This window comes from Ideonella sp. sgz306126, assembly GCF_056032705.1.
This window is the reverse complement of sequence record NZ_JBVYWP010000003.1, coordinates 827,926-850,702: the sequence shown is the minus strand read 5'-3', so window position 1 is coordinate 850,702 and position 22,777 is coordinate 827,926. Positions and strand designations below refer to the sequence as shown.

Genomic DNA, 22,777 nt, shown 5'->3' with positions numbered 1-22,777 from the left:
GGACCCGCCGCGCGCGGCCGCCTCAGGCCGTCCGCTCCCAGGCCGCGGCAAAAAAGCCGTCGGTCTGGTGCCGGTGCGGCCACAGCCGCAGCGACCCGGCGCTGTCGAGTTCCTCGCTGCGCGCCACCTGGGCCGCCGCCAGCAGTTCCGCGGCAGCCAGCGGCTTGAAACCAGGGTGGCTGGCAGCAAAGGCCTTGGCGATGTCCTCGTTCTCGCGCTTCAGCAGGCTGCAGGTGGCGTACACCAGCCGCCCGCCGGGTTTCACGAGCCGCGCCGCGCTGTCCAGGATCGCGGCCTGCTTGATGCCCAACTCTTCCAGCGCCTTGGGCGACTGGCGCCATTTCAGGTCCGGATTGCGCCGCAGCGTGCCGAGGCCGGAACAGGGAGCATCGACCAGCACCCGGTCGATCTTACCGGTCAGGCGCTTGATGCGGTCGTCGCGCTCGTGCGCGATCTGGGCCGGATAGACGTTGGACAGCCCGCTGCGTGCCAGCCGCGGCTTGAGTCCGTCCAGGCGGTGCCCCGAGACATCGAAGGCATACAGGCGCCCGGTGTTGCGCATCGCCGCACCCAGCGCCAGGGTCTTGCCCCCGGCACCGGCGCAGAAATCGACCACCATCTCGCCACGCTTCGGAGCGAGCATGGCCGCCAGCAGCTGACTGCCCTCGTCCTGCACCTCCACGTCGCCGCGGATGAACAGCGGCAGCTTCTGCAATGCCGGCTTGCCCGCCAGACGCAGGCCCCAGGGCGAATAAGGGGTCAATTCCGCTTCGATCCCGGCTTCGCGCAACTCGGCCCGGATGGCTTCCCGGTCGGCCTTCAGCGTGTTGACGCGCAGATCCAGCGGTGCCGACTGGTCGAGCGCGGACACCAGGGGCCAGAAGTCGTCGCCCAGTTCCGCCTTCAACGGCGCAGCCAGCCAGTCGGGCAGGTTGTGGCGCAGTTTCTCAGGCAAGGTGGCCAGATCAATGGCCTTGACCTGCGCCAGCCACTTCTGCTCGTTCGACCCCATCGCGCTGCGCAGAAAGCTGTCGCTGCCCTGCCAGCCGAGGATCGCCAGTCGCCGCTCCAGCGCGCCGCTGCCACTGTTGGCCAGGTGAGCGAACAGCAGCCGCCGACGCAGGACGGCATAGGCTGTTTCGGCCAGGGCATGGCGTTCGCGCTGACCGAGTTGCCGATGGTGGCGGAAGAAGGCCGACACGATGGCGTCGGCAGGCGCGTCTAGCTTGAGGACTTGGCGCAACAAGTCGGTGCTCAGGTCGAGCAGGGCATTAGGATGCATGGCGCGATTATCCCCGCCCGCCCTGCTTCCACCGCCTTGCCTCGCGCACCGGCTCGAAACCATGCTCAGACCGATTTTTGCGCCCATGCGCGCCCGTCCCCGAATGGCCACCGCGATCGCGCTGGGGATCTCGACCGGCGTCCTGATGCCGGCCGGCACCCCGCTCGTGACCCGCTGCCTGACCGGCTGGGACCTGGGCGTATGGACCTACCTCGCGCTGATGGCCTGGCTGATGGCCCGCGCCGACCATGGGCATCTGTACCGGCTGGCACGGGCCCAGTCCGACAAGGCGGTGGTGGTGCTGGTGATGGTGGTGACCGCGGCGGTGGCCAGCCTGGTGGCGCTGGGCTACGAAATGGCCCAGGTGCATCAGGCGGGTGTGACTCACGCCGCGTCGCGGCTGGTGCTGACGGCGTTCACGGTGATCGGTGCCTGGCTGCTGATGCCGGTGATCTTCACGCTGACCTATGCCAGCCACTACCACCGCACCGACGGGCAGACCGACGGGGGGCTGATCTTTCCCGACACCGATCCGGCCTTCCGGCCCGGTTTCAGCGATTTCCTGTATTTCTCGTTCACGATCGCGGTCGCCGCCCAGACCGCGGACATTGCCGTCAGCAACCGCCGCATGCGGCAACTGGTGCTGCTGCAGTCGGTGCTGGCGTTTGCCTTCAATGCCGCGATCCTGTCGCTGGCCATCAACATCGCCGCCGGGCTTTTTTGAGGCGAACCTCGCTGGCGCGTCGTTCGATCGCCCGGCAACCCTCCGGCGCCGTCAGCCGCCGACCAGCGAGCGCTCGTCCAGCACCTGCGCTGCGTCGTCCAATTGGCGCACGCGGTTGCCCTCGATCGCCAGCCGGTCTTCGATGAACCAGCGCACGGCCATCGGGTAGAGCCGGTGTTCCAGCGCCAGCACGCGCGAGCTCAGGCTGCGCTCGTCGTCGTCATGACGGATCCGGACCACGGCCTGCGCGACGATGGGGCCATGGTCCAGTTCGGGTGTCACGAAGTGCACCGTCGAGCCGGCCAGCAGGCAACCCGCATCGAGCGCTCGCCGGTGGGTGTCCAGGCCCGCGAACGCCGGCAGCAGGGACGGGTGGATGTTCAGCATGCGCCCGTCGTAGTGCCGCACGAACGGGGCGCCGAGGATCCGCATGAAGCCGGCCAGCACCAGCAGATCGGGGCGGAAGCCATCGACCACGCGTTGCAACTCGGCGTCGAAGGCCTGTCGGTCGGCATGCGCCTTGTGATCGACCACCGCGGTCGCCAGGCCTTGGCCCGCGGCCCAGGCCAGGCCGGCCGAATCGGGCCGGTTGCTGACCACCGCGGCGATGCGGGCCAGCCACTGTTCGTCGCGGCAATGCCGGACCAAGGCCTGCAGATTACTGCCCCGACCCGACAGAAGAATCACGATGCGCTTCATGAGGCGCGAGAGTGTACGTGTTCGGCCGTGGACAATCCGGCGATGTCCGCATCCGCCTTGATGATCCTCGCCTCGCTGCTCTTCGCCACCATGGGGGTGTGCGTGAAACTGGCCTCGTCGTTGTACGGCGCGGGCGAAATCGTGTTCTGGCGGGGCTTGATCGGCGCCTTGTTCCTGTTCGCGCTGGCCCGCGCCCGCGGCGGCACGGTGCGCACGCGGATGCCGCTGATGCATCTGCGGCGCAGCGGTGTGGGCGTGGCGGCCCTGGTGCTGTGGTTCTACGCGATCGGCCAGCTGCCGCTGGCCACTGCCGTCACCTTGAACTACATGTCGTCGGTCTGGATGGCCTTGTTCCTGATCGCCAGCGCCGCCTGGCTTCGCACCGCACGGGTCGATCGCCGGCTGGTCTGGACCGTGCTGGTCGGCTTCGGCGGCGTCGCGCTGGTACTGCGGCCCAGTCTGGCTGGCCCCCAGCAACTGGTCGGCGCGTTGGCGGGGCTGCTGTCCGGGATGCTCGCGGCCATGGCTTACCTGCAGGTGACGGCGCTGGGCCGGGCGGGCGAACCCGAGTACCGGGTGGTGTTCTACTTTTCGCTCGGTGGCATGGTGGCGGGCGGCGCGCTGGCGCTGCACAACGGCCTGCACCCGTTGACGGCGCGTGGTGCGGCGCTGCTGCTGGCGATCGGCATCCTGGCCACCGTGGCGCAGATGCTGATGACGCGCGCCTACGCGATCGGTCGCACCCTGTCCAATGCCAGCCTGCAGTACCTGGGCATCGCTTTCTCGTTTGCCTACGGCGTCGCGCTGTTCGATGATCCGGTCACGCTGTCGGCGTTGGCCGGCATGGCACTGATCGTCGGTGCCGGCCTGGCCGCCAACCAGCTTCGCCAGCCTGCGACGACCGGCAGTTCGATGCCGATCGCCGGCCGTTGACGCCCTGTCTGTTTCGCTCCGGGAGTTTCCATGTCCGCCTTTCCGACGCCGCTGATCGACGCGACGGCCCTGCTCGATCTTCTCCAATCCGGTGCCGCTGCACCGCTGCTGATCGACGCCAGCTTCGATCTGGCCGATCCCTCCGCCGGCGAGCGGGCTTTCGCCGCCGGCCATCTCCCCGGGGCGGTCTACGCGCACCTTGATCGGGATCTGTCGAGGCCGCCGTCGGTCCGCGGGTCGGCCGACGGCGGCCGGCATCCGCTGCCGCTACGCGAAGCCTTCGCACAGCGGGTCGCCGATTGGGGCCTGACGCCAGACCGGCCGGTGGTGGCCTATGACCGCCAAGGATCCCCCTATGCGGCCCGCCTCTGGTGGATGCTGCGCTGGCTGGGCCACGGCCCGGTGGCCGTGCTCGATGGCGGTTGGTCCGCTTGGCAGGCGGTGGGTGGGCCGCAAGCCACAGGCGAGGCCCCCCCGCCCGCGCCGGCGACCCGACCCTATGCCTGCACCGCGCCGCGCGTCGACACCGTCAGCGCCGCCGACCTGCTCGGCGGCCTGGGCACGCTGACCGTGGTCGACGCGCGGGCCCCCGAGCGATTCCGCGGCGAGGTCGAGCCGCTCGATGCGCAAGCCGGCCACATCCCCGGGGCACGCAACCGCTTCTTCAGAAGCAACCTCGGCCCGGACGAGCGCTTTCGCCCGGCGACCGAGTTGCGTGAGGCGTTCGATGCCTATGGCGTCGCGCCGGGACGGATCGTGCACCAGTGCGGCTCGGGCGTGACCGCGTGCCACAACCTGCTGGCGATGGAACTCGCCGGACGGACCGGTTCGCGCCTGTACCCGGGTTCGTGGAGCGAATGGAGCAGCGACCCGACACGCCCGATCGCACGCGCTTGAAGCCTTCCGATCACGCGCCTACACTGCAACAGCCTTGATGCGCGTCAAGTCCCGTCGCCCGCCAGCGGCAACACTTGTCGTCAAGGCCGGCGTCGCCGGTACGTCAGAGAACAGGAGTTCCGCATGTATCGCAATATCCTTCTCCCGACCGATGGCTCGGACATCACCAGCAAGGCCGTGGACACGGCCATCAGCTTGGCCAAGAGCCTGGGCGCGCGCCTGACCACGATCAGCGTCAAGGAGCCGTTTCCCTACAGCGCCATCTCGGAAATGCAGCCGGTGCCGCCACAGGAGTTCTACGACGCGCAGGAGCGCATCGCTGCCGCCCGGGTCAAGACCGTGGCCGATGCCGCGGCCGCCGCAGGCGTGGCGTGCAACGCCAGCACGGTCGAAGCCGTGCATCCTTGGGAAGCCGTGGTCGAGCATGCCAAGGCCCAGGGTTGCGACCTGATCGTGATGGCCTCGCACGGTCGGCGCGGCGTCAGCGCCCTGCTGCTCGGCAGCGAGACGCAGAAGGTGCTCACCCATTGCTCGGTGCCGGTCCTGGTCGTGAAGTGAGCCGGTCCGGTGGGTGCCTGTCCGGCGCCCATCTTGGCTCGGCGCAGGCTCAGCTCACGCCGTAGCGTCTCAGCCATGCCAGGCAGCGCTGCCAGCCATCGTGCGCGGCCTCGGGCTGGTAGCTGGCGCGGTAATCGGCGTTGAACGCATGCGAGGCCTGCGGATAGACGACGAATTCGGAGGCCTTGGCGGCCGCGCTGCCGGTGGCCAGCGCCGCTTTCATGCGCCCGATGCTGTCTTGCGAAATGCTGGGATCCAGCCCGCCGTACAGACCCAGCACCGGGGCATGAAGCCGGGTCGTCAGGTCGATCGGTTGTTGCGGCGTCAGCGCGCTGGTATCGCCCACCAGCCGGCCATACCAGGCCACCGCCGCCTTCACCTGGCTGCTGTGCGCCGCGTACAGCCAGGTGATGCGGCCACCCCAGCAAAAGCCCGTGACGCCCAGACGATCGGTGTCCATGCCCTGCGCCTGGGCCCACGCGACGCTGGCGTCCAGATCGCCCATCACCTGCGCATCCGGCACCTTGGAGACCACCTCGCTCATCAGCTTGCTGATCTCGCCATAGGCGCCCACGTCACCCTGCCGCACGAACAACTCGGGCGCTATGGCGCAATAGCCCAGGTGCGCGAAGCGTCGGGTGATGTCGGCAATGTGTTCGTGCACGCCAAAGATCTCGCTCACCACGAGCACCACCGGCGCCCGGGTCTTGCCCAGCGGCACCGCGCGGTAGGCGGGCATCTTGAAGTCGCCGACCGGGATCGTCACCTCGCCGGCCAGCAGTCCGTCGGACGACGTCTTGACCACCGTCTGGGCGGCGATCGGCAACACGGCCGCGGCAAAGCCGGTGCCCACCGAGGCGCGCACAAAGTCGCGACGCGACAAATCACGCGACGGCAGCAGGGCGAGCGCGTCCTCGGTCATCTGCGGGAGGGACATGCGGTGCTCCTGGGATGGATGGGAGCCAAATTCTAGGAGTGGCCGATCACCGGCGCCATCCCGCGGCCGGCGGCCTGCGGTCGAAAGAGCGATCGAGCCGCGATAATCCGCGCTCACCATGCCCATGTCACCCCACGCCACCCCGCCTTCCCCCACCGGCCTGCTGGCCGCCATCGACATGGGGTCGAACAGTTTCAGGCTGGAAATCGGCCAGGTGCGCGATGGCCGCTACCGTCGACACCTCTATCGCAAGGACATGGTGCGCCTGGGTGCCGGACTGGACGCAGCCGGCCTGCTGACCGAGGACGCCGCCGAGCGCGGCTTGCAATGCCTGCGCCAGTTCCGCGACGCGCTGGAGGGCCTGCAGCCGGGCCAGGTGCGTGCGGTCGCGACTCAGACCTTGCGCGAGGCGCGCAACCGCAACGCCTTCCTGCAACGCGCCGAGGCCGCGCTGGGCCTGCCGATCGAAGTCATCTCGGGGCGCGAAGAGGCGCGACTGATCTACGCCGGCGTGTCCTTTCTGCAGCCCTCGGAACGCCGGCGGCTGGTGATCGACATCGGCGGCCGCTCGACGGAAATGATCCTGGGCCAGCAGCGCAGTCCCGGCGATGCCGAATCGTTCCAGATCGGCAGCGTCAGCCTGTCGATGCGCTTCTTTCCAGGCGGCATCATCAGCGCGGAAGGATTTCGCGAGGCCCAGGTCGCCGCCGGCGCCGAACTCGAAGAGTCCCTCGACGAGTTCGCGCCGCGCCATTGGGATGAAGCACTCGGGTCGTCCGGCACCGCAGGCGCGGTGTCCGACGTGCTGCGCGCCGCCGGCATCACCGATGGCAGCTTGACGCCGGCCGGCCTGCGCTGGCTGATCCAGGCCTGCATCGCCGCCGGCTCGGTGGAACGCCTGGACCTGCCCGGGCTCAAGCCCGAGCGCCGCGCCGTGCTGCCGGGCGGCCTGGCCATCCTCTACACGCTGGCCACCCACTTCAAGATCGAACGTCTGGCGCCAGCCAAGGGCGCGCTGCGCCAGGGCGTGATCGTCGATCTGCACGACCGTCTGCTCGCCGGCCAGCACCGCCCCGGTCACGACCTGCGCGACGATTCGGTGCGCGCCCTCCAGCAGCGGTTCCACATCGATGTGCCGCAGGCCCGTCGGGTCGCCGCAGTGGCCCAGGCGCTCCATCGGCAGCTGGCGCCGGAGGCCTCGGCCGAGGCCTGCCGCGAATTGCGCTGGGCCGCCGAACTGCACGAGATGGGCATGATGGTGTCGCACCACGATCATCACAGGCACAGCGCCTACCTGCTCGCGCATGTCGACGCTGCCGGCTTTTCGCAAAGCCAGCAGCGTCGCCTGAGCGAACTGGTGCTGGGCCAGCGCGGCGGGCTGCGCAAGGTCGAGGCCGCGCTCAGCCAGGACAGCGTCGCGCTGCAACTGATGTCGCTGCGGCTGGCCGTCATCAAATGCCATGCCCGCAGCGACGTCGATCTGAACGCGCTGACCCTGAAGCGGCGCGGCCAGGCCGTGCGCCTGAGTTTCCCGACCCGCTGGCTTGAAAGTCATCCGCGCACGCTCTACCTGCTGCGCGAAGAGGCCGACAGCTGGTCCCGCACCGGCGCGCTGGACCTCAGCCTGCCGAGCTGAGCCCCTCGCCCCGGATCAGCCGCGGTCGGCCCAGGCCTCGGCCGAGAATCCGACCGTGATGCTTCCGTCCGGCCACTCGACCACCGGCCGCTTGATGACGCTGGCGTTCAGGCACATCACGGCGCTCGCCGAATCGGCATCCTGCGCGCTCGCTTGCACCTCGGGCGGCAGCTTGCGCCAGGTCGTGCCGGCGCGATTGAGCACGCGCTGCCAGCCTACCGCATCGCACCAGGCTGCCAGGCGAGCCTGCGGCACACCGCTCTTCTTCAGGTCGTGGAAGCGATAGGCCAGCCCGTGCTCGAGCAACCAGGCCCGGGCGCGCTTGACGGTGTCGCAGTTGGGAATGCCGTACACGGTGATCATGGGCGTGATGGTAGCCAATGCCATCGCAGGACCGACGATGGAACGGCGTTCGGTCACCCATTCCGACCGGCTGCCGCGGGGCATCGATACAAGGAATGGATGGTGGGCCCTGAAGGATTCGAACCTTCGACCAACGGATTAAGAGTCCGCTGCTCTACCAACTGAGCTAAGAGCCCGTCAGAGACCTGACGCTGAGACCGCCCTGGCAGGCGATCGGACGAATTTTGGTGGGCCCTGAAGGATTCGAACCTTCGACCAACGGATTAAGAGTCCGCTGCTCTACCAACTGAGCTAAGAGCCCCTTCGCTCCCAGGCGCTTGCGAGCCTCGGAGTGGTGGGTTGTGCAGGATTCGAACCTGCGACCAACGGATTAAAAGTCCGCTGCTCTACCGACTGAGCTAACAACCCTTACCGGCAGAGCCTGCGACTATAGCATGAAACCCATTTTGGCTAGCCTATTGCTCATCAAGTTTTCGCGATGCCTGCATGCCCAGCCGCACCGCCTCGCCGGCGGCCGCCATGCCGAAACTGGCCGTCACCATCACGCTGGAGCCGTAACCGTGGCAGTTCAGGCTGCCGTCGTTGTCGCACGACGCCTGCGGCGACGCGACGCTCTCGCGGGAGAAAACGCAGCGCAGCCCGATGCGACCTTGCCGCGCCGCGCCGTGCTCCTTGCGCAGGCGCTGGCGCAGCGACGCCAGCAAGGGATCGTGGGTGACCGCCGCCAGGTCGTCGATCTCGATCCGCTCGGTCTGCCGCTTGCCGCCAGCCGCACCGCAGCAAATCAGCGTCTGGCCCTGTACTACGCTCCACGCGGCCAGAGCGAGCTTGGCGCGCACCTGATCGCAGGCATCGATCACCACATCGACCGGGCCGGGCAGCAGCGAGGGCCAGTTGTCGCCATCGACGAACTCCTCGATCTCGACCACCCGGCACCCCGGATGAATGTCGGCCACCCGTCGCGCCAGGGCACCGGCCTTGCTCTGCCCGATCGTCGTACCCAGTGCCTGCACCTGGCGATGGATGTTCGACTCGGCCACCTGGTCCAGGTCGATCAGCACCAACTCGGCCACGCCGCAGCGCGCCAGCGCTTCCACCGCCCAGGAGCCCACCCCGCCCAGGCCGACGACCGCGACCCGCAACGCCCGCAGACGACGGTAGGCGGCGTCGCCATACAGGCGGCGCAGTCCGCCGAAGCGGCGCTCCAGATCGGCGTCGAACTCGGCTGGCAGCGGCGTCATGGGCGCTCCATGCGCCAGATCTGCCAGCGCAAGGCAGCGACGGCGCCGGCGACGATCGAGACCGTGGCCAGCAGGCTGCCGAGCGACAGCGTCGACAGGCCCGACAAACCGTGCCCCACGCTGCAGCCCAGCGCCGTCACGCCGCCCACGCCCATCAACAGGGCGCCGACCAGATGCTGGGCCGTGTCTTGCGCGCCGGCGAATCCCTCCCAACGGAAGCGGCCGGTCCACACCGCCGCCACGGTCGATCCCAGCACCACGCCGAACGGAATCACGACGCCAAAACTGAGCGTGGTGTTGCTGTCACTGAACAGAATCAGCCAGTTCAGCACCTGGGCCGCGGGCGTGACGAAGCTGAGGGCTTCCATGCCGTGGCCCGCGCCGCCGAGATAGGCGGGCTCCAGGGTGTCCGGGCTCTCGGAGATGAAGCCCAGATGCCCGCTGATCCACCACATCGCGGCCACCACCATGCCCATGCCCACGCCGCCCCCTATCACGGTTCGGCGCTCTCCGCGCTCCTGACGCCACACCAGCAGGCACAGGGCGACACCGATCGCCATCCCCATCACCAGCGACGCCATCGGCGGCGACAGACCCGTCGCCGCCGCCAGCAAGGACGGCAAGTCCTGCCCGGTCGGCAAGGTCGCGACCCACAGATCGACCGTGCCGGTCCGCACCACGGCCATCATGCCGCGCAGCGTGGCCGCCGCGGCCACGCCCATCACCACCAGCACCACCAGCGATTTGAGGTTGCCGCCGCCGATGCGCACCAAGGTCTTGCCGCCGCAACCCGAGGCCAGCACCATGCCCGCACCGAACAACAGCCCGCCCACGCTCAGCGAGGCCCAATAGATGCGAGGCGAGGTGTAGAGCGCGGCCTTCGGGTCGATCACCCCGAGCCCCGACATCAGCCCAAAGCCGATCGCGGCCACACCGATGGCCATGATCCACATCCGGGCCCGCGACCAGTTGCCCATCGAGACCACGTCGGCGATGGCGCCCATGGTGCAGAAGTGACTGGCCTGGGCCAGCGCGCCATAGACCACGGCCAGCGCGAAGGCGGCCGCCAGCACCTGGTGAGTGAGCAGGGTGACATCGGCCGTTTGCATCGGGGCCCATTTTAGGTTCGCAACCCCGGACGCGACGGCGGCCGCCTGCGAAAACCCTGAACCCTGCCACCGGCCTGCACCGCCCGCGCCGCGGGCCGTGCAGGCAGAGCCCTCACTTCAGTGCGGCGAGGCGCTCGCGGGCCGCCTGTGCGGCCTCAGACTTGGGATAGGTCTTGAGCAATTCGCCCAGGGACCGCTTGGCGCTGCGCGTGTCCTTCAGCTCGATCTGGCAGTTGGCCAACGCCAGCAGCGCCTCAGGGGCACGCGGATGGCCCGGCGCGGCGCCGATGAAGGCCTTGAAACTGGCGATCGCGTCGCGATACGCCCGCTCGCCGTACTGCGCGTTGCCGAGCCAGTAGCGTGCCGAATCCGCGTAGCCCGATGCGGGGTAGCGGCTCAGAAAGGCCACCAGACCCGACGCGGCATGTTCGAAATCGCCGCTTCGCAATGCGGCGATCGCGCTGTCGTAAGCCTGCTTCTCATCGGGCTCGACGGTGAAATCGCGGCCATCGAGCGAGACCTTCTGCGGCTCCAGCTTGCGGATGCGGTCGTCCACGCCTTGTGCGATGTCCTGCTGCTTGCGCTGCACATCGGCCAGGTCGCGCAGCATCTGCTCGTCCTGGCCGCGCAGGCGCGCCAAATCCGAGCGCAACTGCTCGTTCTGGTTGTTCAGGTCCAGCAGGCTGCGCTGCAACTGCTGCACCTGGTCGGCCAGCTGCTTCTGGGCCGCGGTGTTTTGCTGCTGCTGGTCGGCCAGTTGGCTGCGCAGGTCGAGGATCGCTTTTCGGGCCTCGTCGTCGTCGAACATCCCGGCCCGGGCACTGCCCGCCAGGCAACCCAGCAACGCCAGGAACGCGCCGGTACGGCGCCACGTAAAGGCGGCCATGGCGTCAGCGGTCCCGCAATTCGGCACGACGGTTCTGCGCCCAGGCGGCTTCGTCGTGGCCCGGATCCACCGGACGCTCCTTGCCGAAGCTCACCGCTTCGAGCTGGTTGTCCTTGACGCCCAGCAGTTCCATCGCCTTCTGCACGGCTTCGGCGCGCTTCTGCCCCAAGGCCAGGTTGTATTCGCGCCCGCCGCGTTCGTCGGTATGGCCCTCGATGATCATCTGCTTGTCGCGATGGGCGACCAGCAGCTTCGCGTTGCCCTCGATGACCGGCTGGTCGCTGTCCTTGATGACAAAACTGTCGAAGTCGAAATGGACCACCCGCCCGACCGCAGCCGCGCCCTCGCCCTGGCGGCCCAGATCGACCGTCGCCACGTTGCTTTGGGCCCCCTGGCTGCTCGCCGAGCCGCCGGCGGCTGCGCCGGCACCGCCGCCCGTCACGTCACGGCTCTCGACCGGCACCGGGTTGTTCAGCTTGACGCCCGACGCGCAGCCGCCCAGCAGCCCGGCCGCCAGCGCGAACGCCAGCACGCCGGGCCCGCTGCCCCGGCGAATCCACTTGGAAGGTGTCGACATCGAACGTACTCCTCGATTGAAAGCCATTGAAATTCGCGGGCGGGCCTCAGCGGCCGAAAGGACCCCAGACCGGTTCGCGCAGATCCAGTCCGCTGCTCAGCAGCTTGGTCTTGATCTTGCCGTCCAGCGTGCTGGTCATCAGCATCTCGCGACCCTGGACGCGGGTGGCGTAGATGAGAAAGCGGCCGTTGGGCGAGAACGTCGGCCGCTCGTCGTTGCCGGTGTCGCTGACCTGCTGCACCGTGCCGCTGGCCAGGTCCATGGTCATCACATCGAAGCGTCCGGCGCTGCGCTGCACGAAGGCGAGCGTGCGCCCGTCCGGGCTGATCGCCGGGCTGATGTTGTAATCACCTGAAAACGTGACCCGCGCGGCCGAGCCGCCGGCCAAGGCCTGGCGGTAGATCTGCGGGCCGCCGCCCCGGTCGCTGACGAAGTACAGCGAGGCGCCATCCGGCGCGAACACCGGCTCGGTGTTGATCGAATCGCTCTGGGTGACCCGGCGCACGATGGCCCCGCTGCGCGAGATCAGGAAAATCTGCGAACCGCCGTCCTTCGACAAGGTCACGGCCAGTTGCTGGCCGTCGGGCGACCAGGCCGGTGCACTGTTCGAGCCGCGGAAATTCGCCAGTTGCCGGCGCTTGCCGCTGGCCACGTCCTGGGTCCACACCACCGCCTTGCGGCTTTCGAACGAGACATAGGCCAGTTCGCGGCCATCGGGAGACCAGGCCGGCGAGATGATGGGCTGGGGGCTGGTCAGCGCCACCTGGCCGCCCTCGCCGTCGGCGTCGGTCACCTTCAGCGTGTAACGGCCGCCGCTCTTGGTGACAAAGGCGATCCGGGTCGCGAACACGCCCTTCTCACCGGTGAGCTTCTCGTAGATGGCATCGGCGACGCGGTGCGCCGCCAGACGCAGGTCGGCGGGCTGCACGGCCAGGCTCTGGCCGCCCTGGTCGGCCCCTTTGACCACGTCCCACAGCTTGTAACGCACATCCAGGCGGCCATCGACCAGGCGGTTGATCGAGCCGGCCGCCAGGGCGTCGGCCCCGCGCTGGCGCAGGTCGGCAAAGCCCGGTTGGGCGGTTTCGTCGATCGCCAGCGGCATATCGACGAAACGGAACCGTCCGCTGCGCTCCAGGTCGGCGCGAATGATCGCCGACACCGGCTGCGGCGCAGCCGCCTCGCCTCGGAACGGCACGATGGCGATCGGCAGCTGCGTGGCGCCGATGCCGGCAATGTCGACCCGAAACTGGGCCCCCGCGGGCGCGCCAAAGGCGGCCAACCCCAGGGCGCACAGGGCGCCCGTCCATTCACGTCGTGTCCACATCACCGGCAATCGAGTCCTTCGGCCTGGCATTGGTTCCGCGCAGCACATGCGCAACGGTCGGGCGGATTGTAGGCAGGCGCGCCGATAATCCGCGCTGGCCCGGGATTCGGGCCGCCCCGAGCCCCTATGAGCCTTCTCCGACAGCGACTGGCGCGCCTGGCGCCGTATTTCAAGAACAGCCGCTCGGCCTGGGTGGTGGCCTTCGTGGCGTCGATGTTCATCGCCGGTACCGAGGTGCTGACCGCCAAGCTGATGGGGCCGCTGATCGACAAGGGCTTTCACGATCGCAGCATCCCGCTGTGGTGGATCCCGGTCGTGGTCATCGGCGTGTTCGTCGTGCGCGGCATCGCCACCTTCACCGCCCAGTACGCGTTGGCGTGGTCCACCAGCCAGGCGGTGGTGTCGCTGCGCCGTGCGATGTTCAGCCACCTGCAGAAGGCCGCGCCGTCGCTGTTCGCGCGACACAACGCGAGCAACCTGACCAACACCGTGGTCTACGAGGTGCAGACCGGCGCCCAGACCTTGATCAGCGCGGTCAACACCTTGCTCAAGGACTCGCTGACCGTGGTCGGCCTGTTCGGTTCACTGTTGCTGAAGAACTGGAAGCTGACGATGCTGATCACGGTGATGATCCCGGCGATCGGCTGGGTCATGCGCACCGCGAGCAAGCGCCTGCGCCGGCTGGCCGTGGCCGGCCAGGCGGCCACCGACGAGCTGGCCTATGTGATCGAGGAGAACGTGCTGGCCTGGCGCATCGTCAAGCTCCACGGCGCGGGCGACGAGCAGGCCGGGCGCTTCGAGCGCAACAGCCAGGCGCTGCGCCGGTTGCTGATGAAGTCGGTGGCCGCCGGCAGCGCGATCACGCCGCTGACCCAGATCCTGGCGTCGATCGCGCTGTCGATGGTGGTGGTGGCGGCACTGTGGCAAAGCCAGTCCGACCACACCACGCCGGGCGACTTCATCTCGTTCATCACCGCGATGCTGATGCTGATCACCCCGGTGCGCCACCTGACCGACGTGATGGCGCCCATCACCCGCGGTCTGACCTCGCTGGAGCGCGGGTTGGACCTGATCGACCACTCGCCGGCCGAACAAGGCGGCCAGCATGCGGTGGCGCATGCCCGAGGCGACCTGAAGCTGACGGGCGTGTGCCTGCGCTACAAGGCCGACCAGCCGCCGGCGCTGGACCACGTCGACCTCGAACTGCCGGCGGGCCAGACGGTGGCGCTGGTGGGCCCGTCGGGCGCCGGCAAGTCGTCGCTGGTGAACCTGTTGCCGCGCTTCCTCGAACCCGACGCCGGCCGCATCACGCTGGACGGCGTGGCACTGCCCGACTGGGACCTGGCCTCGCTGCGGCGCCAGTTCGCGCTCGTCAGCCAGGACGTGGTGCTTTTCAACGACAGCGTGGCGGCCAATGTCGCACTGGGCGGCGACCCGGACCCGATGCGGGTGCGCGAGGCGCTGCGCGACGCCAACCTGCTCGATTTCGTGATGACGCTGCCGCAGGGGCTGGACACGCGGGTGGGCCACAACGGCGGGCAGCTCTCGGGCGGCCAGCGCCAGCGCCTGGCGATTGCGCGAGCCCTGTACAAGAACGCGCCGGTGCTGATCCTCGACGAAGCCACCTCGGCGCTGGATGCCGAGAGCGAGCATCTGGTGCAGCAGGCGCTGGACCGGCTGATGCAAGGCCGCACGACGCTGGTCATCGCGCACCGGCTGACCACTATCCAGCGCGCCGATCGGATCGTGGTGATGAACGCCGGGCGCATCGTCGAGCAAGGCCCGCATCGCGCCCTGCTGGCGGCCGACGGCCTCTACGCGCGCCTCCACGCCATGCAGTTCCGCACCTGAGCGGGCGCGGGCCCGGACCCGCTACATCAGCACGATGTCGTACTGTTCCGGGTTCATCGCCGCTTCGGCCGACAGCGAAATCGGCTTGCCGATGAAGGCCGAGAGATCGGCCAGGTGCGCGCTCTCCTCGTCGAGCAGCATCTCGACCACGCCGGGGCTGGCCAGCACGCGGAACTCCTTGGGGTCGAACTGGCGCGCCTCGCGCAGGATCTCGCGCAGGATGTCGTAGCAGACGCTGCGCGCGGTCTTCACCTGGCCTCTTCCCTCGCAGGTCGGGCAGGGCTGGCACAGCATGTGGGCCAGGCTCTCGCGGGTGCGCTTGCGCGTCATCTCGACCAGGCCCAGCTGGGTGAAGCCGCTGATGGTGGTCTTGGTGCGGTCCTTGGCCAGCTGCTTGCGGAACTCGGCCAGCACCGCCTGCTGGTGCTCCTCGCGCGTCATGTCGATGAAGTCGACGATGATGATGCCGCCCAGGTTGCGCAGCCGCAACTGGCGCGCGATGGCCAGTGCCGCCTCCAGGTTGGTCTTGAAGATCGTCTCGTCGAAATTGCGCGCGCCGACGAAGCCGCCGGTGTTGACGTCGACCGTGGTCAGCGCCTCGGTCTGGTCGACGATGAGATAGCCACCCGACTTCAGGTCGACCCGCCTGGCCAGCGCGCGGGCGATCTCTTCCTCGACGCCGAACAGGTCGAAGATCGGCCGCTCGCCGCGGTAATGCTCCAGCTTGGCGATCGAGGTCGAGGTGTAGGCGTGGCCGAACTCGGTCAGGCGATCGAACTGCAGCTTCGAGTCGATGCGGATCGCCTGGGTCTGCTCGGTGGCGAGATCGCGCAGCACGCGCTCGGCCAGGCTCAGGTCCTGGTGCAGCAGCGTGCCCGCCGGCTGCTCCAGGGCGCGCTGGCGGATCTGGGCCCAGGTCTTGCGCAGGTAGGCGATGTCGTCGGCCAGCTCCGCGTCGGTGGCCTCCTCGGCATTGGTGCGCAGGATGAAGCCACCGCCACCGCCCTGCTCGGGCGTGCCCACCAGCGCCTGCATCCGCGCGCGCAGCAATTCGCGGGTCTCGGGCGAGCCGATCTTCTGCGAAATGCCGATGTGGTTGTCCTGCGGCAGGTAGACCAGCATGCGCCCGGCGATGCTGATCTGGGTCGACAGCCGCGCCCCCTTGGTGCCGATCGGGTCCTTGACCACCTGCACCATCAGCGTCTGGCCTTCGAAGACCTGCTTCTCGATCGGCGTCGGCGGCGTGACGTCGCTGCGGCCGTTGTAGCCCGAGGTGTGCAGATCGGCCACGTGCAGAAACGCGGCGCGCTCCAGCCCGATGTCGATGAACGCGCTCTGCATGCCCGGCAGCACCCGCGCCACCTTGCCGAGGTAGACATTGCCCACCAGGCCTCGCTCCAGCGTGCGCTCCAGATGCAACTCTTGCACCGCGCCGTTTTCGATGATGGCGACGCGGGTCTCCTGAGGAGCCCAGTTGATCAGGATGTCGTGCATGTGCGGCAGGGTCGTGTGTTCCGGACCCGGCCGGCAGGCCGCGGAGGCTTCCGGCTAGAAGCGCACGCGGGCCTGGTTCAGCAGCTGGGTGGTCTCGTAAAGGGGCAAACCCATGATAGCGGAGTAGCTGCCCTCGATCCGCGGAATCCAGCCCGCCAGCGCGCTCTGGATCGCATAGGCGCCGGCCTTGCCGAACGGCTCGCCGCTGGCCACGTAGGCCGCGATCACCTCGGCCGGGATCGCGGCGAACTGCACCCGCGAGACATTCACTGCCAGGCGGCTGCGCCGGCCATCCCACACCGCCACGGCGGTCAGCACGCGGTGGCTGCGCCCGGACAGCGCGCTCAGCGTGGCCGTGGCGTCGGCGGCGTCGGCGGGCTTGCCCAGGATGCGCCGGCCCAGCGCCACCGTGGTGTCCGAGCACAGCACCGGGGCCGGCGGCAGGCCGCGCTGCACCAGGCGCCGGCGCGCGGCGGCCAGCTTGGCGCGCGTCACCCGCTCGACGTAGGCCAGCGGCAACTCGCCCGGGCGCTCGTGCTCCAGCGCCTCGGCATCTTCGTCCGGCCCGGGCAGCAGCAGCTCGTGGCGCACCCCCAGCTGATCCAGCAGCTGGCGGCGACGCGGGCTTTGTGAGGCCAGGTAGATGAGGTCGTGGAAAGTCGGCACCAGCCAGGCCTTATTCGCGGTGGTAGGGATGGCCGTTGCGCAGCGACCAGGCGCGGTACAAGGCCTCGGCCAGCAGCACCCGCACGAAGGCATGGGGCAGGGTCAGGTCCGACAGGCGCAGGCTTTCGTCGGCGCTGGCCTTGAGCCGGGCATCCAGGCCGTCCGGCCCGCCGATCAGGAAGGCCACGTCGCGTCCGTCACCGAGCCAGAACTCGAAGCGCTTGGCCAGCTCGGCGGTGGTCAAGCGGCTGCCGCGCTCGTCCAGCAGCACGCGGCGCGCCCCTTTGGGCACGGCTGCGTCCAGCCGCTGGGCTTCGGCCGCCATCAGCTGTTCGGCGGTCCGGGAGCCGCGAGGCTCCGCCTTCACGGCCTTCAATTCCAGCCGCAGGTCGGCCGGAAAGCGCTTGGCGAAGTCCTCGTAGGCGGCATCCGCCCAGGCCGGCTGACGCTGGCCCACCGCGGCGATCACCAGGCGCATCGGCGCATCACCAACAAGTCAACTGGGGTCCGCCAGCCACGCCCCCTCCGGGCAGCGCCTCAACGGCCCCGCTTGGGGGCTGCCGCCTTGCCGGCCGACTTGCGCACCGGGGGCTTGACCACGATGGTCTTGATCGGCGCCGCCTTGCCGGCCGGCGTCTTGCGCGCCGCGGTCTTGGCGCCCGCCGTCGTCTTCAGCGGCGCCTTGGCCGCCGTCTTGCGCGCGGCCGGCGTGGCTGCCGAGGCGCTGCCGGCCGTCACCTTGCGCGGCGCCGACGGTTTCTTCACCGCCGGGGCCGGCTCGGCAGCGGTCTTCGCAGGCTTGGCGGCCCGGGCCTTTGCCGACTTGGCCGCACCCGCCAGCGCGGCCTGGCCGGCGCTGGACGACGCGGTGGCCGTCTTGCGCAGTGCAGTCTTGCGGGCGGCCGGTCGGCTCGCCGGGATTTCGTCTTCGTCCGGCTCGGCTTCCGAGGCCTTGACCAGCCGGGTCTTGGCCTCGCCCAGCTTCATCTTCACCGGCTTGCCGCCCCAGATCTCTTCGAGGCGGTAGTAGTCGCGGATCGACGGCTGCATGATGTGCGCCACGGCCGCGCCGCAGTCGACGATGATCCATTCGCCGTTGTCTTCGCCCTCGGTGCGCAACACCGCCTGGCCCGAACTTTTCACCGCCACGCGGACGCTGGAGGCCAGGGCCTTGGTCTGCCGGTTGCTGGTGCCCGAGGCGATGATCACGCGCTCGAACAGCGGCGAAAGGTGCTCGGTGTTGAAGACCAGGATGTCCTGGGCCTTCACGTCTTCGAGCCCGTCGACGATGGCGCGTTGCAGTTTGCGGATGTCCATTCAAAGGCCGGGGGCTGCCCGGTAGAGGTGGTGTTGGTCAATATAGCCTGCCACCGCGCTGCCGACCAGCGCCTCGATTGGCTGGTGCCGGGCTGCGCGGCGGCGGATGTCGGTGGCGCTGATCGCCATCGGCGGCAGCGCCAGGGGTACGGAGCGATGGATGAGGCCGGTCCAGGCGGCCGGTGGCGCAGGCGCCTGGCTGTCTCGGGCGGCAACGGCCAGGGTCACGAGGGAGCGCAATTGTGCCGCATCGCGCCAGGTGTCGAGCCGGGCGTACTGATCCTGCCCGATCACGAGGAAGATCTCGGCCCCCGGCCGCTCGGCCAACAACTCGCGCACGCTGTCGATCGTGTAGCTCGGTCCGTTGCGCTGCAGCTCGCGCCGGTCGAGCACGAAGCCGTGCTCGCCGCCGATCAACAAGCCCACCATCGCAGCGCGATCTTCGGCGGGCGCCAGGCTGCCGGCGGGCTTCTGCCACGGTTGGCCGGCGGGCAGCCAACGCACTTCATCCAGCTGCAGATCGTCGCGCGCCACGCGGGCGAGCGCGAGATGCGCCAGATGCGGCGGGTTGAAGCTGCCGCCGAACACCCCCAGGCGCGCAGCAGCTGCGCTCACGCGGCCTCGTCGGCCCACGCGCGCGGGCGCAGGAAATCGGTGTAGAGCCGGGCTTCCGGCGTGCCCGGCTCCGGCGCCCACTGGTAGCGCCAGTGCACCACCGGCGGCATCGACATCAGGATGGCCTCGGTCCGACCGCCCGACTGCAAGCCGAACAAGGTGCCGCGATCGAACACCAGGTTGAATTCGACATAGCGTCCGCGCCGGTAGGCCTGGAACTCGCGCTCGCGCTCGCCGTAGGGCAGGTCGCGGCGGGCGCGGGCGATCGGCAGGTAGGCGTCGAGGAAGGCGTCGCCCACGGCACGCGTCATCGCAAAGCTCTGCTCGAAGCCCAGTTCGCTGAAGTCGTCGTAGAAGACGCCGCCCACGCCGCGCGGCTCGTTGCGGTGCTTGAGGAAGAAATACTCGTCGCACCAAGCCTTGAAGCGCGGATGCAGGTCGGCGCCGAACGGTGCCAGCGCATCGCGGCAGGTCCGGTGGAAGTGCACCGCATCGGCCTCGAAGCCGTAGTACGGCGTCAGGTCCATGCCGCCGCCGAACCACACCACCGGCTCGCGTCCCACGGGCAACGCGGCGAAGCAGCGCACATTCATGTGCACCGTCGGCACGTAGGGATTGCGCGGGTGGAACACCAGCGACACGCCCATCGCTTCGAACGGCGCACCGGCCAGCTCGGGCCGGTGCGCGGTGGCCGACGGCGGCAGGGCCTGGCCCTTGACGTGGCTGAAGTTGCAGCCGCCGCGCTCGAACAGGTGTCCGTCCTCGATCAAGCGCGTGATGCCGTCGCCTTCGAGCCGGCCGCCGGGCTCGCGCTGCCAGGCGTCGGTCAGGAAATTCTGGCCGTCGAGCTCGCCGGCCGCACCGACGATGCGCTCCTGCAGGCCGAGGAAATAGGTGCGAAGGGCTCGTGTGTCCATCAGGCTCAACCTTGTCGTAAGCGGATCGGTGCGGCCTGATCGGGGCGACGGCCGATCACGCCTTCGTAAGCCTGGGCGATGGCCGCCATGTCGGCCTCGGGTTCGCCGCCCAGCATCAGGAAGCGGCTCATGCCCACGCGTTTGCGGCCATGGTCCAGAAACACCAGCCCGACCGGCACCTGCGCCGCCAGCGCCAGCGGGTAGAAGCCGCTGCGCCACTGCGCCACGTACTCGCGCGTGCCCTCGGGCGCCAGTGCCAGCCACAGGAACTGGCCCGACTGGCGCGCCTGCCGGAACCGCTGCGCCATGCCGGCGACCACGCCGTGGGCATTGAAGCGATCGACCGGCACGCCGCCGACCCAGCGCAGCCACGCGCCGAACAGCGGCATCCTGAACAAGCTGTCCTTGCCCCAGAAGCTGACCTTCAGGCCCAGCGCCCACTTGGCCAGGATGCCGACCACGAAGTCCCAGTTCGAGGTGTGCGGATAAGCGATCAGCAGGCCCTGCGGTCCCGGCAACCCGTCGAACACCAGCTGCCAACCCCAGCGCCGCAGCAACCAGGCGGCGAGCCGGCTGCCGCGGAACTGCAGCGGCCGGTCGGCGATCAGCCGCGGCGCCCGGGGGGCCTCATCGCTTGATGGCACGGTAGCCAATGTCGGTACGCCACTGCGCGCCGTCGAAGTGGATCGGCTTGAGCACCTCGTAGGCCCGCTGCTGCGCGGCCTTGGTGGTTTCGCCCAGCGCCGTCACGCACAGCACGCGCCCGCCGCTGGTCAGCGTCTGGCCTCCTTGCGCGATCGTGCCGGCGTGGAAGACCATCGTGTCCTCGGTACCGGCCGGCTGCGCCGGCAGGCCGTGGATCACGTCGCCCTTGCGCGGCGTGCCCGGGTAGTTGCCGGCCGCCATCACCACGCCCAGCGCGACCCTACGGTCCCATTGCAGCGCGACCTGATCCAGCGTGCCGTCGACGGCATGCAGCAGCACGTCGACCAGGTCGCTCTTGAGCCGCATCAGGATCGGCTGGGTTTCCGGGTCGCCCATGCGGGTGTTGAATTCCAGCGTCTTGGGCTGGCCCTGCTCGTCGATCATCAGCCCGGCGTACAGGAAGCCGGTGAACGGAATGCCGTCGCGCGCCATGCCGGCGATGGTCGGCAGGATGATCTCGTGCATCGCCCGCGCATGCACGTTGGGCGTCACCACCGGCGCCGGTGAATACGCGCCCATGCCGCCGGTGTTGGGGCCGGTGTCGCCGTCGCCGATGCGCTTGTGGTCCTGGCTGGTCGCCAGCGGCAGCACGTTCTTGCCGTCGCACAGCACGATGAAGCTGGCTTCCTCGCCCTGCAGGAATTCCTCGATCACCACCCGCGCGCCGCCAGCGTTGTGCTGCACGCCCAGCGAGTTGCCTTCGAGCATGAAATCGATCGCCTCGTGGGCCTCGGCCAGCGTCATCGCGACGACCACGCCCTTGCCCGCCGCCAGGCCGTCGGCCTTGACGACGATGGGCGCGCCGAGCCGGTCCACGTAGCCATGGGCCTCGGTGGCGTCGGTGAAGCTGCCGTAAGCGGCGGTGGGAATGCCGTGGCGGGCCATGAAGTCCTTGGCGAAGGCCTTGGAGCTCTCCAGCTGCGCGGCCGCCCGGGTCGGGCCGAAGATGCGCAGGCCGCGGGCCCGGAAGATGTCCACCACGCCCTGGGACAGCGGCGCCTCCGGGCCGACCACGGTCAGGCCGACCTTTTCCGCCACGGCGAAATCCGCCAGGGCCTGCGGATCGGTGATCGCGACGTTGGTCAGTCGCTTGTCCAGCGCGGTACCGCCGTTGCCGGGCGCGACGAACACGCGCTGCACCTTCTCGCTGGCGGCGAGCTTCCAGGCCAGCGCGTGCTCGCGCCCGCCGTTGCCGATGACGAGGATGTTCATGGGGCCATCTCGGCGTTGTGGAAGACGTCCTGCACGTCGTCCAGGTCTTCGATCACGTCCAGCAGCTTCTGCATGCGCGCCGCATCTTCGCCTGCCAGCTCGATCGTGTTCTCGGCCCGCATCGTCACTTCGGCCACCTCGGGCTTCAGGCCGGCGGCTTCGAGCGCGTTCTTCACCGCCTCGAAATCGGCCGGCGGCGTCAGCACCTCGATGGCGCCGTCGTCGTCGGTGATCACGTCGTCGGCCCCGGCGTCCAGCGCCACCTCCATCACCTTGTCTTCCGAGGTGCCCGGGGCGAAGATCAGCTGGCCGCAGTGCTTGAACTGGAACGCCACCGAGCCTTCGGTGCCCAGGTTGCCGCCGTACTTGCTGAAGGCGTGCCGGATTTCGGCCACGGTGCGCACGCGGTTGTCGGTCATGCAGTCGACGATGATCGCCGCGCCGCCAATGCCGTAGCCCTCGTAGCGGATTTCCTCGTAGTTGACGCCTTCGAGGTTGCCGGTGGCCTTGTCGATGTTGCGCTTGACCGTGTCCACCGGCAGGTTCACCGCCTTGGCCTTCTCCACCGCCAGGCGCAGCCGCGGGTTGGCGCTGATGTCACCGCCGCCCAGACGCGCGGCGACCATGATCTCGCGGATCACCCGCGTCCACGCCTTGCCCCGCTTCTCGTCCTGCCGACCCTTGCGGTGTTGGATGTTGGCCCACTTGGAATGCCCAGCCATGGAAGTTTTCTCCTGCGCTGCAACCGGCCCCGGGGGCCGCTGGCGCGTGTGTGATTTCTGTATAGACTGCGATTTTACCGGGGCGGCCTGCCCCGGCCAGGCCCCGACCGAG

Annotated in this window: 24 protein-coding genes and 3 tRNA genes; 6 read left to right on the top strand and 21 right to left on the bottom strand. The window is 69.1% G+C overall.

All coding sequences use genetic code 11. From position 1 onward, the window contains the following. Positions 1–22: 22 nt before the first annotated feature. Positions 23–1,282, bottom strand: coding sequence for an RsmB/NOP family class I SAM-dependent RNA methyltransferase (locus AC0N04_RS12380; RefSeq protein ID WP_474281995.1), 1,260 nt, complete (start codon positions 1,280–1,282; stop codon positions 23–25). An 85-nt stretch (positions 1,283–1,367) separates the two neighbouring features. On the opposite strand from AC0N04_RS12380, the gene AC0N04_RS12375 reads away from it, so the two are divergent. Continuing rightward, positions 1,368–2,006 (top strand): DUF1345 domain-containing protein, encoded by a 639-nt coding sequence (locus AC0N04_RS12375; RefSeq protein ID WP_474281993.1) that lies wholly within the window; start codon positions 1,368–1,370, stop codon positions 2,004–2,006. Between the two features lie 51 nt (positions 2,007–2,057). Here AC0N04_RS12375 and purN read toward each other — a convergent pair whose 3' ends face one another. After that, complete coding sequence (purN, locus tag AC0N04_RS12370) at positions 2,058–2,705, bottom strand: phosphoribosylglycinamide formyltransferase (RefSeq protein WP_474281991.1); 648 nt, start codon at positions 2,703–2,705, stop codon at positions 2,058–2,060. Between the two features lie 42 nt (positions 2,706–2,747). Between purN and AC0N04_RS12365 the strand changes: the two genes are divergently transcribed. The 3 genes from AC0N04_RS12365 (at position 2,748) to AC0N04_RS12355 (ending at position 5,093) form a co-directional block, all read left to right on the top strand. After that, positions 2,748–3,638, top strand: coding sequence for a DMT family transporter (locus tag AC0N04_RS12365; RefSeq protein ID WP_474281989.1), 891 nt, complete (start codon positions 2,748–2,750; stop codon positions 3,636–3,638). 30 nt (positions 3,639–3,668) lie between these two features. Further along, the gene (locus AC0N04_RS12360; protein WP_474281987.1) at positions 3,669–4,535 is read left to right on the top strand and encodes a sulfurtransferase; all 867 of its coding nucleotides are present in this window, start codon (positions 3,669–3,671) and stop codon (positions 4,533–4,535) included. Between the two features lie 123 nt (positions 4,536–4,658). Next, entirely contained in the window at positions 4,659–5,093 is a 435-nt protein-coding gene (locus tag AC0N04_RS12355; protein WP_474281985.1) for a universal stress protein, read from the top strand. A gap of 49 nt (positions 5,094–5,142) precedes the next feature. Here the strand turns inward: AC0N04_RS12355 and AC0N04_RS12350 are convergent, their stop codons facing one another. Then, entirely contained in the window at positions 5,143–6,030 is an 888-nt protein-coding gene (locus AC0N04_RS12350; RefSeq protein ID WP_474281983.1) for a dienelactone hydrolase family protein, read from the bottom strand. A gap of 118 nt (positions 6,031–6,148) precedes the next feature. On the opposite strand from AC0N04_RS12350, the gene AC0N04_RS12345 reads away from it, so the two are divergent. Then, complete coding sequence (locus tag AC0N04_RS12345) at positions 6,149–7,666, top strand: Ppx/GppA phosphatase family protein (RefSeq protein ID WP_474281981.1); 1,518 nt, start codon at positions 6,149–6,151, stop codon at positions 7,664–7,666. Positions 7,667–7,681: 15 nt separating this feature from the next. Here the strand turns inward: AC0N04_RS12345 and AC0N04_RS12340 are convergent, their stop codons facing one another. From AC0N04_RS12340 to tolB, 9 genes are all read right to left on the bottom strand, one after another. After that, positions 7,682–8,053, bottom strand: coding sequence for an arsenate reductase (locus AC0N04_RS12340; protein ID WP_474281979.1), 372 nt, complete (start codon positions 8,051–8,053; stop codon positions 7,682–7,684). A gap of 76 nt (positions 8,054–8,129) precedes the next feature. After that, positions 8,130–8,205, bottom strand: a tRNA-Lys gene (locus AC0N04_RS12335). 49 nt (positions 8,206–8,254) lie between these two features. Further along, positions 8,255–8,330 (bottom strand) — tRNA-Lys (locus tag AC0N04_RS12330). A gap of 31 nt (positions 8,331–8,361) precedes the next feature. Continuing rightward, positions 8,362–8,437, bottom strand: a tRNA-Lys gene (locus AC0N04_RS12325). 47 nt (positions 8,438–8,484) lie between these two features. Continuing rightward, on the bottom strand, positions 8,485–9,270 hold the full coding sequence (locus AC0N04_RS12320) for a tRNA threonylcarbamoyladenosine dehydratase (protein WP_474281977.1): 786 nt from the start codon (positions 9,268–9,270) through the stop codon (positions 8,485–8,487). Beyond that, complete coding sequence (locus AC0N04_RS12315; RefSeq protein WP_474281975.1) at positions 9,267–10,379, bottom strand: YeeE/YedE family protein; 1,113 nt, start codon at positions 10,377–10,379, stop codon at positions 9,267–9,269. The genes AC0N04_RS12320 and AC0N04_RS12315 overlap by 4 nt, the downstream gene beginning before the upstream one ends. A gap of 112 nt (positions 10,380–10,491) precedes the next feature. Next, a complete protein-coding gene (gene ybgF, locus AC0N04_RS12310) occupies positions 10,492–11,265 on the bottom strand; it encodes a tol-pal system protein YbgF (protein ID WP_474281973.1) in 774 nt (257 codons plus the stop codon). A 4-nt stretch (positions 11,266–11,269) separates the two neighbouring features. After that, positions 11,270–11,842 carry a peptidoglycan-associated lipoprotein Pal gene (gene pal, locus AC0N04_RS12305; protein ID WP_474281971.1) on the bottom strand — a complete coding sequence of 191 codons (573 nt, stop codon included), beginning with the start codon at positions 11,840–11,842 and terminating at the stop codon, positions 11,270–11,272. A 46-nt stretch (positions 11,843–11,888) separates the two neighbouring features. Then, positions 11,889–13,166, bottom strand: coding sequence for a Tol-Pal system beta propeller repeat protein TolB (gene tolB / locus AC0N04_RS12300; protein WP_474281968.1), 1,278 nt, complete (start codon positions 13,164–13,166; stop codon positions 11,889–11,891). Between the two features lie 126 nt (positions 13,167–13,292). Here tolB and msbA point away from each other — a divergent pair, with 126 nt between their 5' ends. Next, the gene (gene msbA, locus AC0N04_RS12295; RefSeq protein WP_474281966.1) at positions 13,293–15,017 is read left to right on the top strand and encodes a lipid A export permease/ATP-binding protein MsbA; all 1,725 of its coding nucleotides are present in this window, start codon (positions 13,293–13,295) and stop codon (positions 15,015–15,017) included. A 21-nt stretch (positions 15,018–15,038) separates the two neighbouring features. On the opposite strand, the gene rng is transcribed toward msbA, so the two are convergent. From rng to AC0N04_RS12250, 9 genes are read right to left on the bottom strand one after another with little or no spacing between them, the layout of a single operon-like run. Further along, on the bottom strand, positions 15,039–16,511 hold the full coding sequence (gene rng, locus AC0N04_RS12290) for a ribonuclease G (RefSeq protein ID WP_474281964.1): 1,473 nt from the start codon (positions 16,509–16,511) through the stop codon (positions 15,039–15,041). Between the two features lie 54 nt (positions 16,512–16,565). Next, positions 16,566–17,180, bottom strand: a complete 615-nt coding sequence (locus AC0N04_RS12285; RefSeq protein ID WP_474282067.1) for a Maf family protein — start codon at positions 17,178–17,180, stop codon at positions 16,566–16,568. Positions 17,181–17,187: 7 nt separating this feature from the next. Further along, the gene (gene rlmH / locus AC0N04_RS12280) at positions 17,188–17,655 is read right to left on the bottom strand and encodes a 23S rRNA (pseudouridine(1915)-N(3))-methyltransferase RlmH (RefSeq protein WP_474281962.1); all 468 of its coding nucleotides are present in this window, start codon (positions 17,653–17,655) and stop codon (positions 17,188–17,190) included. A gap of 59 nt (positions 17,656–17,714) precedes the next feature. Further along, positions 17,715–18,494, bottom strand: coding sequence for a ribosome silencing factor (gene rsfS / locus AC0N04_RS12275; protein ID WP_474281960.1), 780 nt, complete (start codon positions 18,492–18,494; stop codon positions 17,715–17,717). Further along, positions 18,495–19,109: a nicotinate-nucleotide adenylyltransferase gene (nadD, locus tag AC0N04_RS12270; protein WP_474281958.1), complete on the bottom strand. Its 615-nt coding sequence runs from the start codon at positions 19,107–19,109 to the stop codon at positions 18,495–18,497. Beyond that, the gene (gene hemF, locus AC0N04_RS12265; protein ID WP_474281956.1) at positions 19,106–20,026 is read right to left on the bottom strand and encodes an oxygen-dependent coproporphyrinogen oxidase; all 921 of its coding nucleotides are present in this window, start codon (positions 20,024–20,026) and stop codon (positions 19,106–19,108) included. Before hemF ends, nadD begins: the two co-directional genes overlap by 4 nt. 5 nt (positions 20,027–20,031) lie before the next feature. Then, positions 20,032–20,670, bottom strand: a complete 639-nt coding sequence (locus AC0N04_RS12260) for a 1-acyl-sn-glycerol-3-phosphate acyltransferase (RefSeq protein ID WP_474281955.1) — start codon at positions 20,668–20,670, stop codon at positions 20,032–20,034. Then, positions 20,654–21,943: a phosphoribosylamine--glycine ligase gene (gene purD, locus AC0N04_RS12255; RefSeq protein ID WP_474281953.1), complete on the bottom strand. Its 1,290-nt coding sequence runs from the start codon at positions 21,941–21,943 to the stop codon at positions 20,654–20,656. The genes AC0N04_RS12260 and purD overlap by 17 nt, the downstream gene beginning before the upstream one ends. Then, positions 21,940–22,665: a YebC/PmpR family DNA-binding transcriptional regulator gene (locus tag AC0N04_RS12250; protein WP_474281951.1), complete on the bottom strand. Its 726-nt coding sequence runs from the start codon at positions 22,663–22,665 to the stop codon at positions 21,940–21,942. Before AC0N04_RS12250 ends, purD begins: the two co-directional genes overlap by 4 nt. Positions 22,666–22,777 lie beyond the last annotated feature (112 nt).

What these genes read in the sequence shown, in the direction of transcription:
- AC0N04_RS12380 (WP_474281995.1), bottom strand. Translation starts at nt 1,282, where the DNA reads ATGCATCCTAATGCCCTGCTCGACCTGAGCACCGACTTGTTGCGCCAA.
- AC0N04_RS12375 (WP_474281993.1), top strand. Translation starts at nt 1,368, where the DNA reads ATGCGCGCCCGTCCCCGAATGGCCACCGCGATCGCGCTGGGGATCTCG.
- purN (WP_474281991.1), bottom strand. Translation starts at nt 2,705, where the DNA reads ATGAAGCGCATCGTGATTCTTCTGTCGGGTCGGGGCAGTAATCTGCAG.
- AC0N04_RS12365 (WP_474281989.1), top strand. Translation starts at nt 2,748, where the DNA reads ATGTCCGCATCCGCCTTGATGATCCTCGCCTCGCTGCTCTTCGCCACC.
- AC0N04_RS12360 (WP_474281987.1), top strand. Translation starts at nt 3,669, where the DNA reads ATGTCCGCCTTTCCGACGCCGCTGATCGACGCGACGGCCCTGCTCGAT.
- AC0N04_RS12355 (WP_474281985.1), top strand. Translation starts at nt 4,659, where the DNA reads ATGTATCGCAATATCCTTCTCCCGACCGATGGCTCGGACATCACCAGC.
- AC0N04_RS12350 (WP_474281983.1), bottom strand. Translation starts at nt 6,030, where the DNA reads ATGTCCCTCCCGCAGATGACCGAGGACGCGCTCGCCCTGCTGCCGTCG.
- AC0N04_RS12345 (WP_474281981.1), top strand. Translation starts at nt 6,149, where the DNA reads ATGCCCATGTCACCCCACGCCACCCCGCCTTCCCCCACCGGCCTGCTG.
- AC0N04_RS12340 (WP_474281979.1), bottom strand. Translation starts at nt 8,053, where the DNA reads ATGGCATTGGCTACCATCACGCCCATGATCACCGTGTACGGCATTCCC.
- AC0N04_RS12320 (WP_474281977.1), bottom strand. Translation starts at nt 9,270, where the DNA reads ATGACGCCGCTGCCAGCCGAGTTCGACGCCGATCTGGAGCGCCGCTTC.
- AC0N04_RS12315 (WP_474281975.1), bottom strand. Translation starts at nt 10,379, where the DNA reads ATGCAAACGGCCGATGTCACCCTGCTCACTCACCAGGTGCTGGCGGCC.
- ybgF (WP_474281973.1), bottom strand. Translation starts at nt 11,265, where the DNA reads ATGGCCGCCTTTACGTGGCGCCGTACCGGCGCGTTCCTGGCGTTGCTG.
- pal (WP_474281971.1), bottom strand. Translation starts at nt 11,842, where the DNA reads ATGTCGACACCTTCCAAGTGGATTCGCCGGGGCAGCGGGCCCGGCGTG.
- tolB (WP_474281968.1), bottom strand. Translation starts at nt 13,166, where the DNA reads ATGTGGACACGACGTGAATGGACGGGCGCCCTGTGCGCCCTGGGGTTG.
- msbA (WP_474281966.1), top strand. Translation starts at nt 13,293, where the DNA reads ATGAGCCTTCTCCGACAGCGACTGGCGCGCCTGGCGCCGTATTTCAAG.
- rng (WP_474281964.1), bottom strand. Translation starts at nt 16,511, where the DNA reads ATGCACGACATCCTGATCAACTGGGCTCCTCAGGAGACCCGCGTCGCC.
- rlmH (WP_474281962.1), bottom strand. Translation starts at nt 17,655, where the DNA reads ATGCGCCTGGTGATCGCCGCGGTGGGCCAGCGTCAGCCGGCCTGGGCG.
- rsfS (WP_474281960.1), bottom strand. Translation starts at nt 18,494, where the DNA reads ATGGACATCCGCAAACTGCAACGCGCCATCGTCGACGGGCTCGAAGAC.
- hemF (WP_474281956.1), bottom strand. Translation starts at nt 20,026, where the DNA reads ATGGACACACGAGCCCTTCGCACCTATTTCCTCGGCCTGCAGGAGCGC.
- purD (WP_474281953.1), bottom strand. Translation starts at nt 21,943, where the DNA reads ATGAACATCCTCGTCATCGGCAACGGCGGGCGCGAGCACGCGCTGGCC.
- AC0N04_RS12250 (WP_474281951.1), bottom strand. Translation starts at nt 22,665, where the DNA reads ATGGCTGGGCATTCCAAGTGGGCCAACATCCAACACCGCAAGGGTCGG.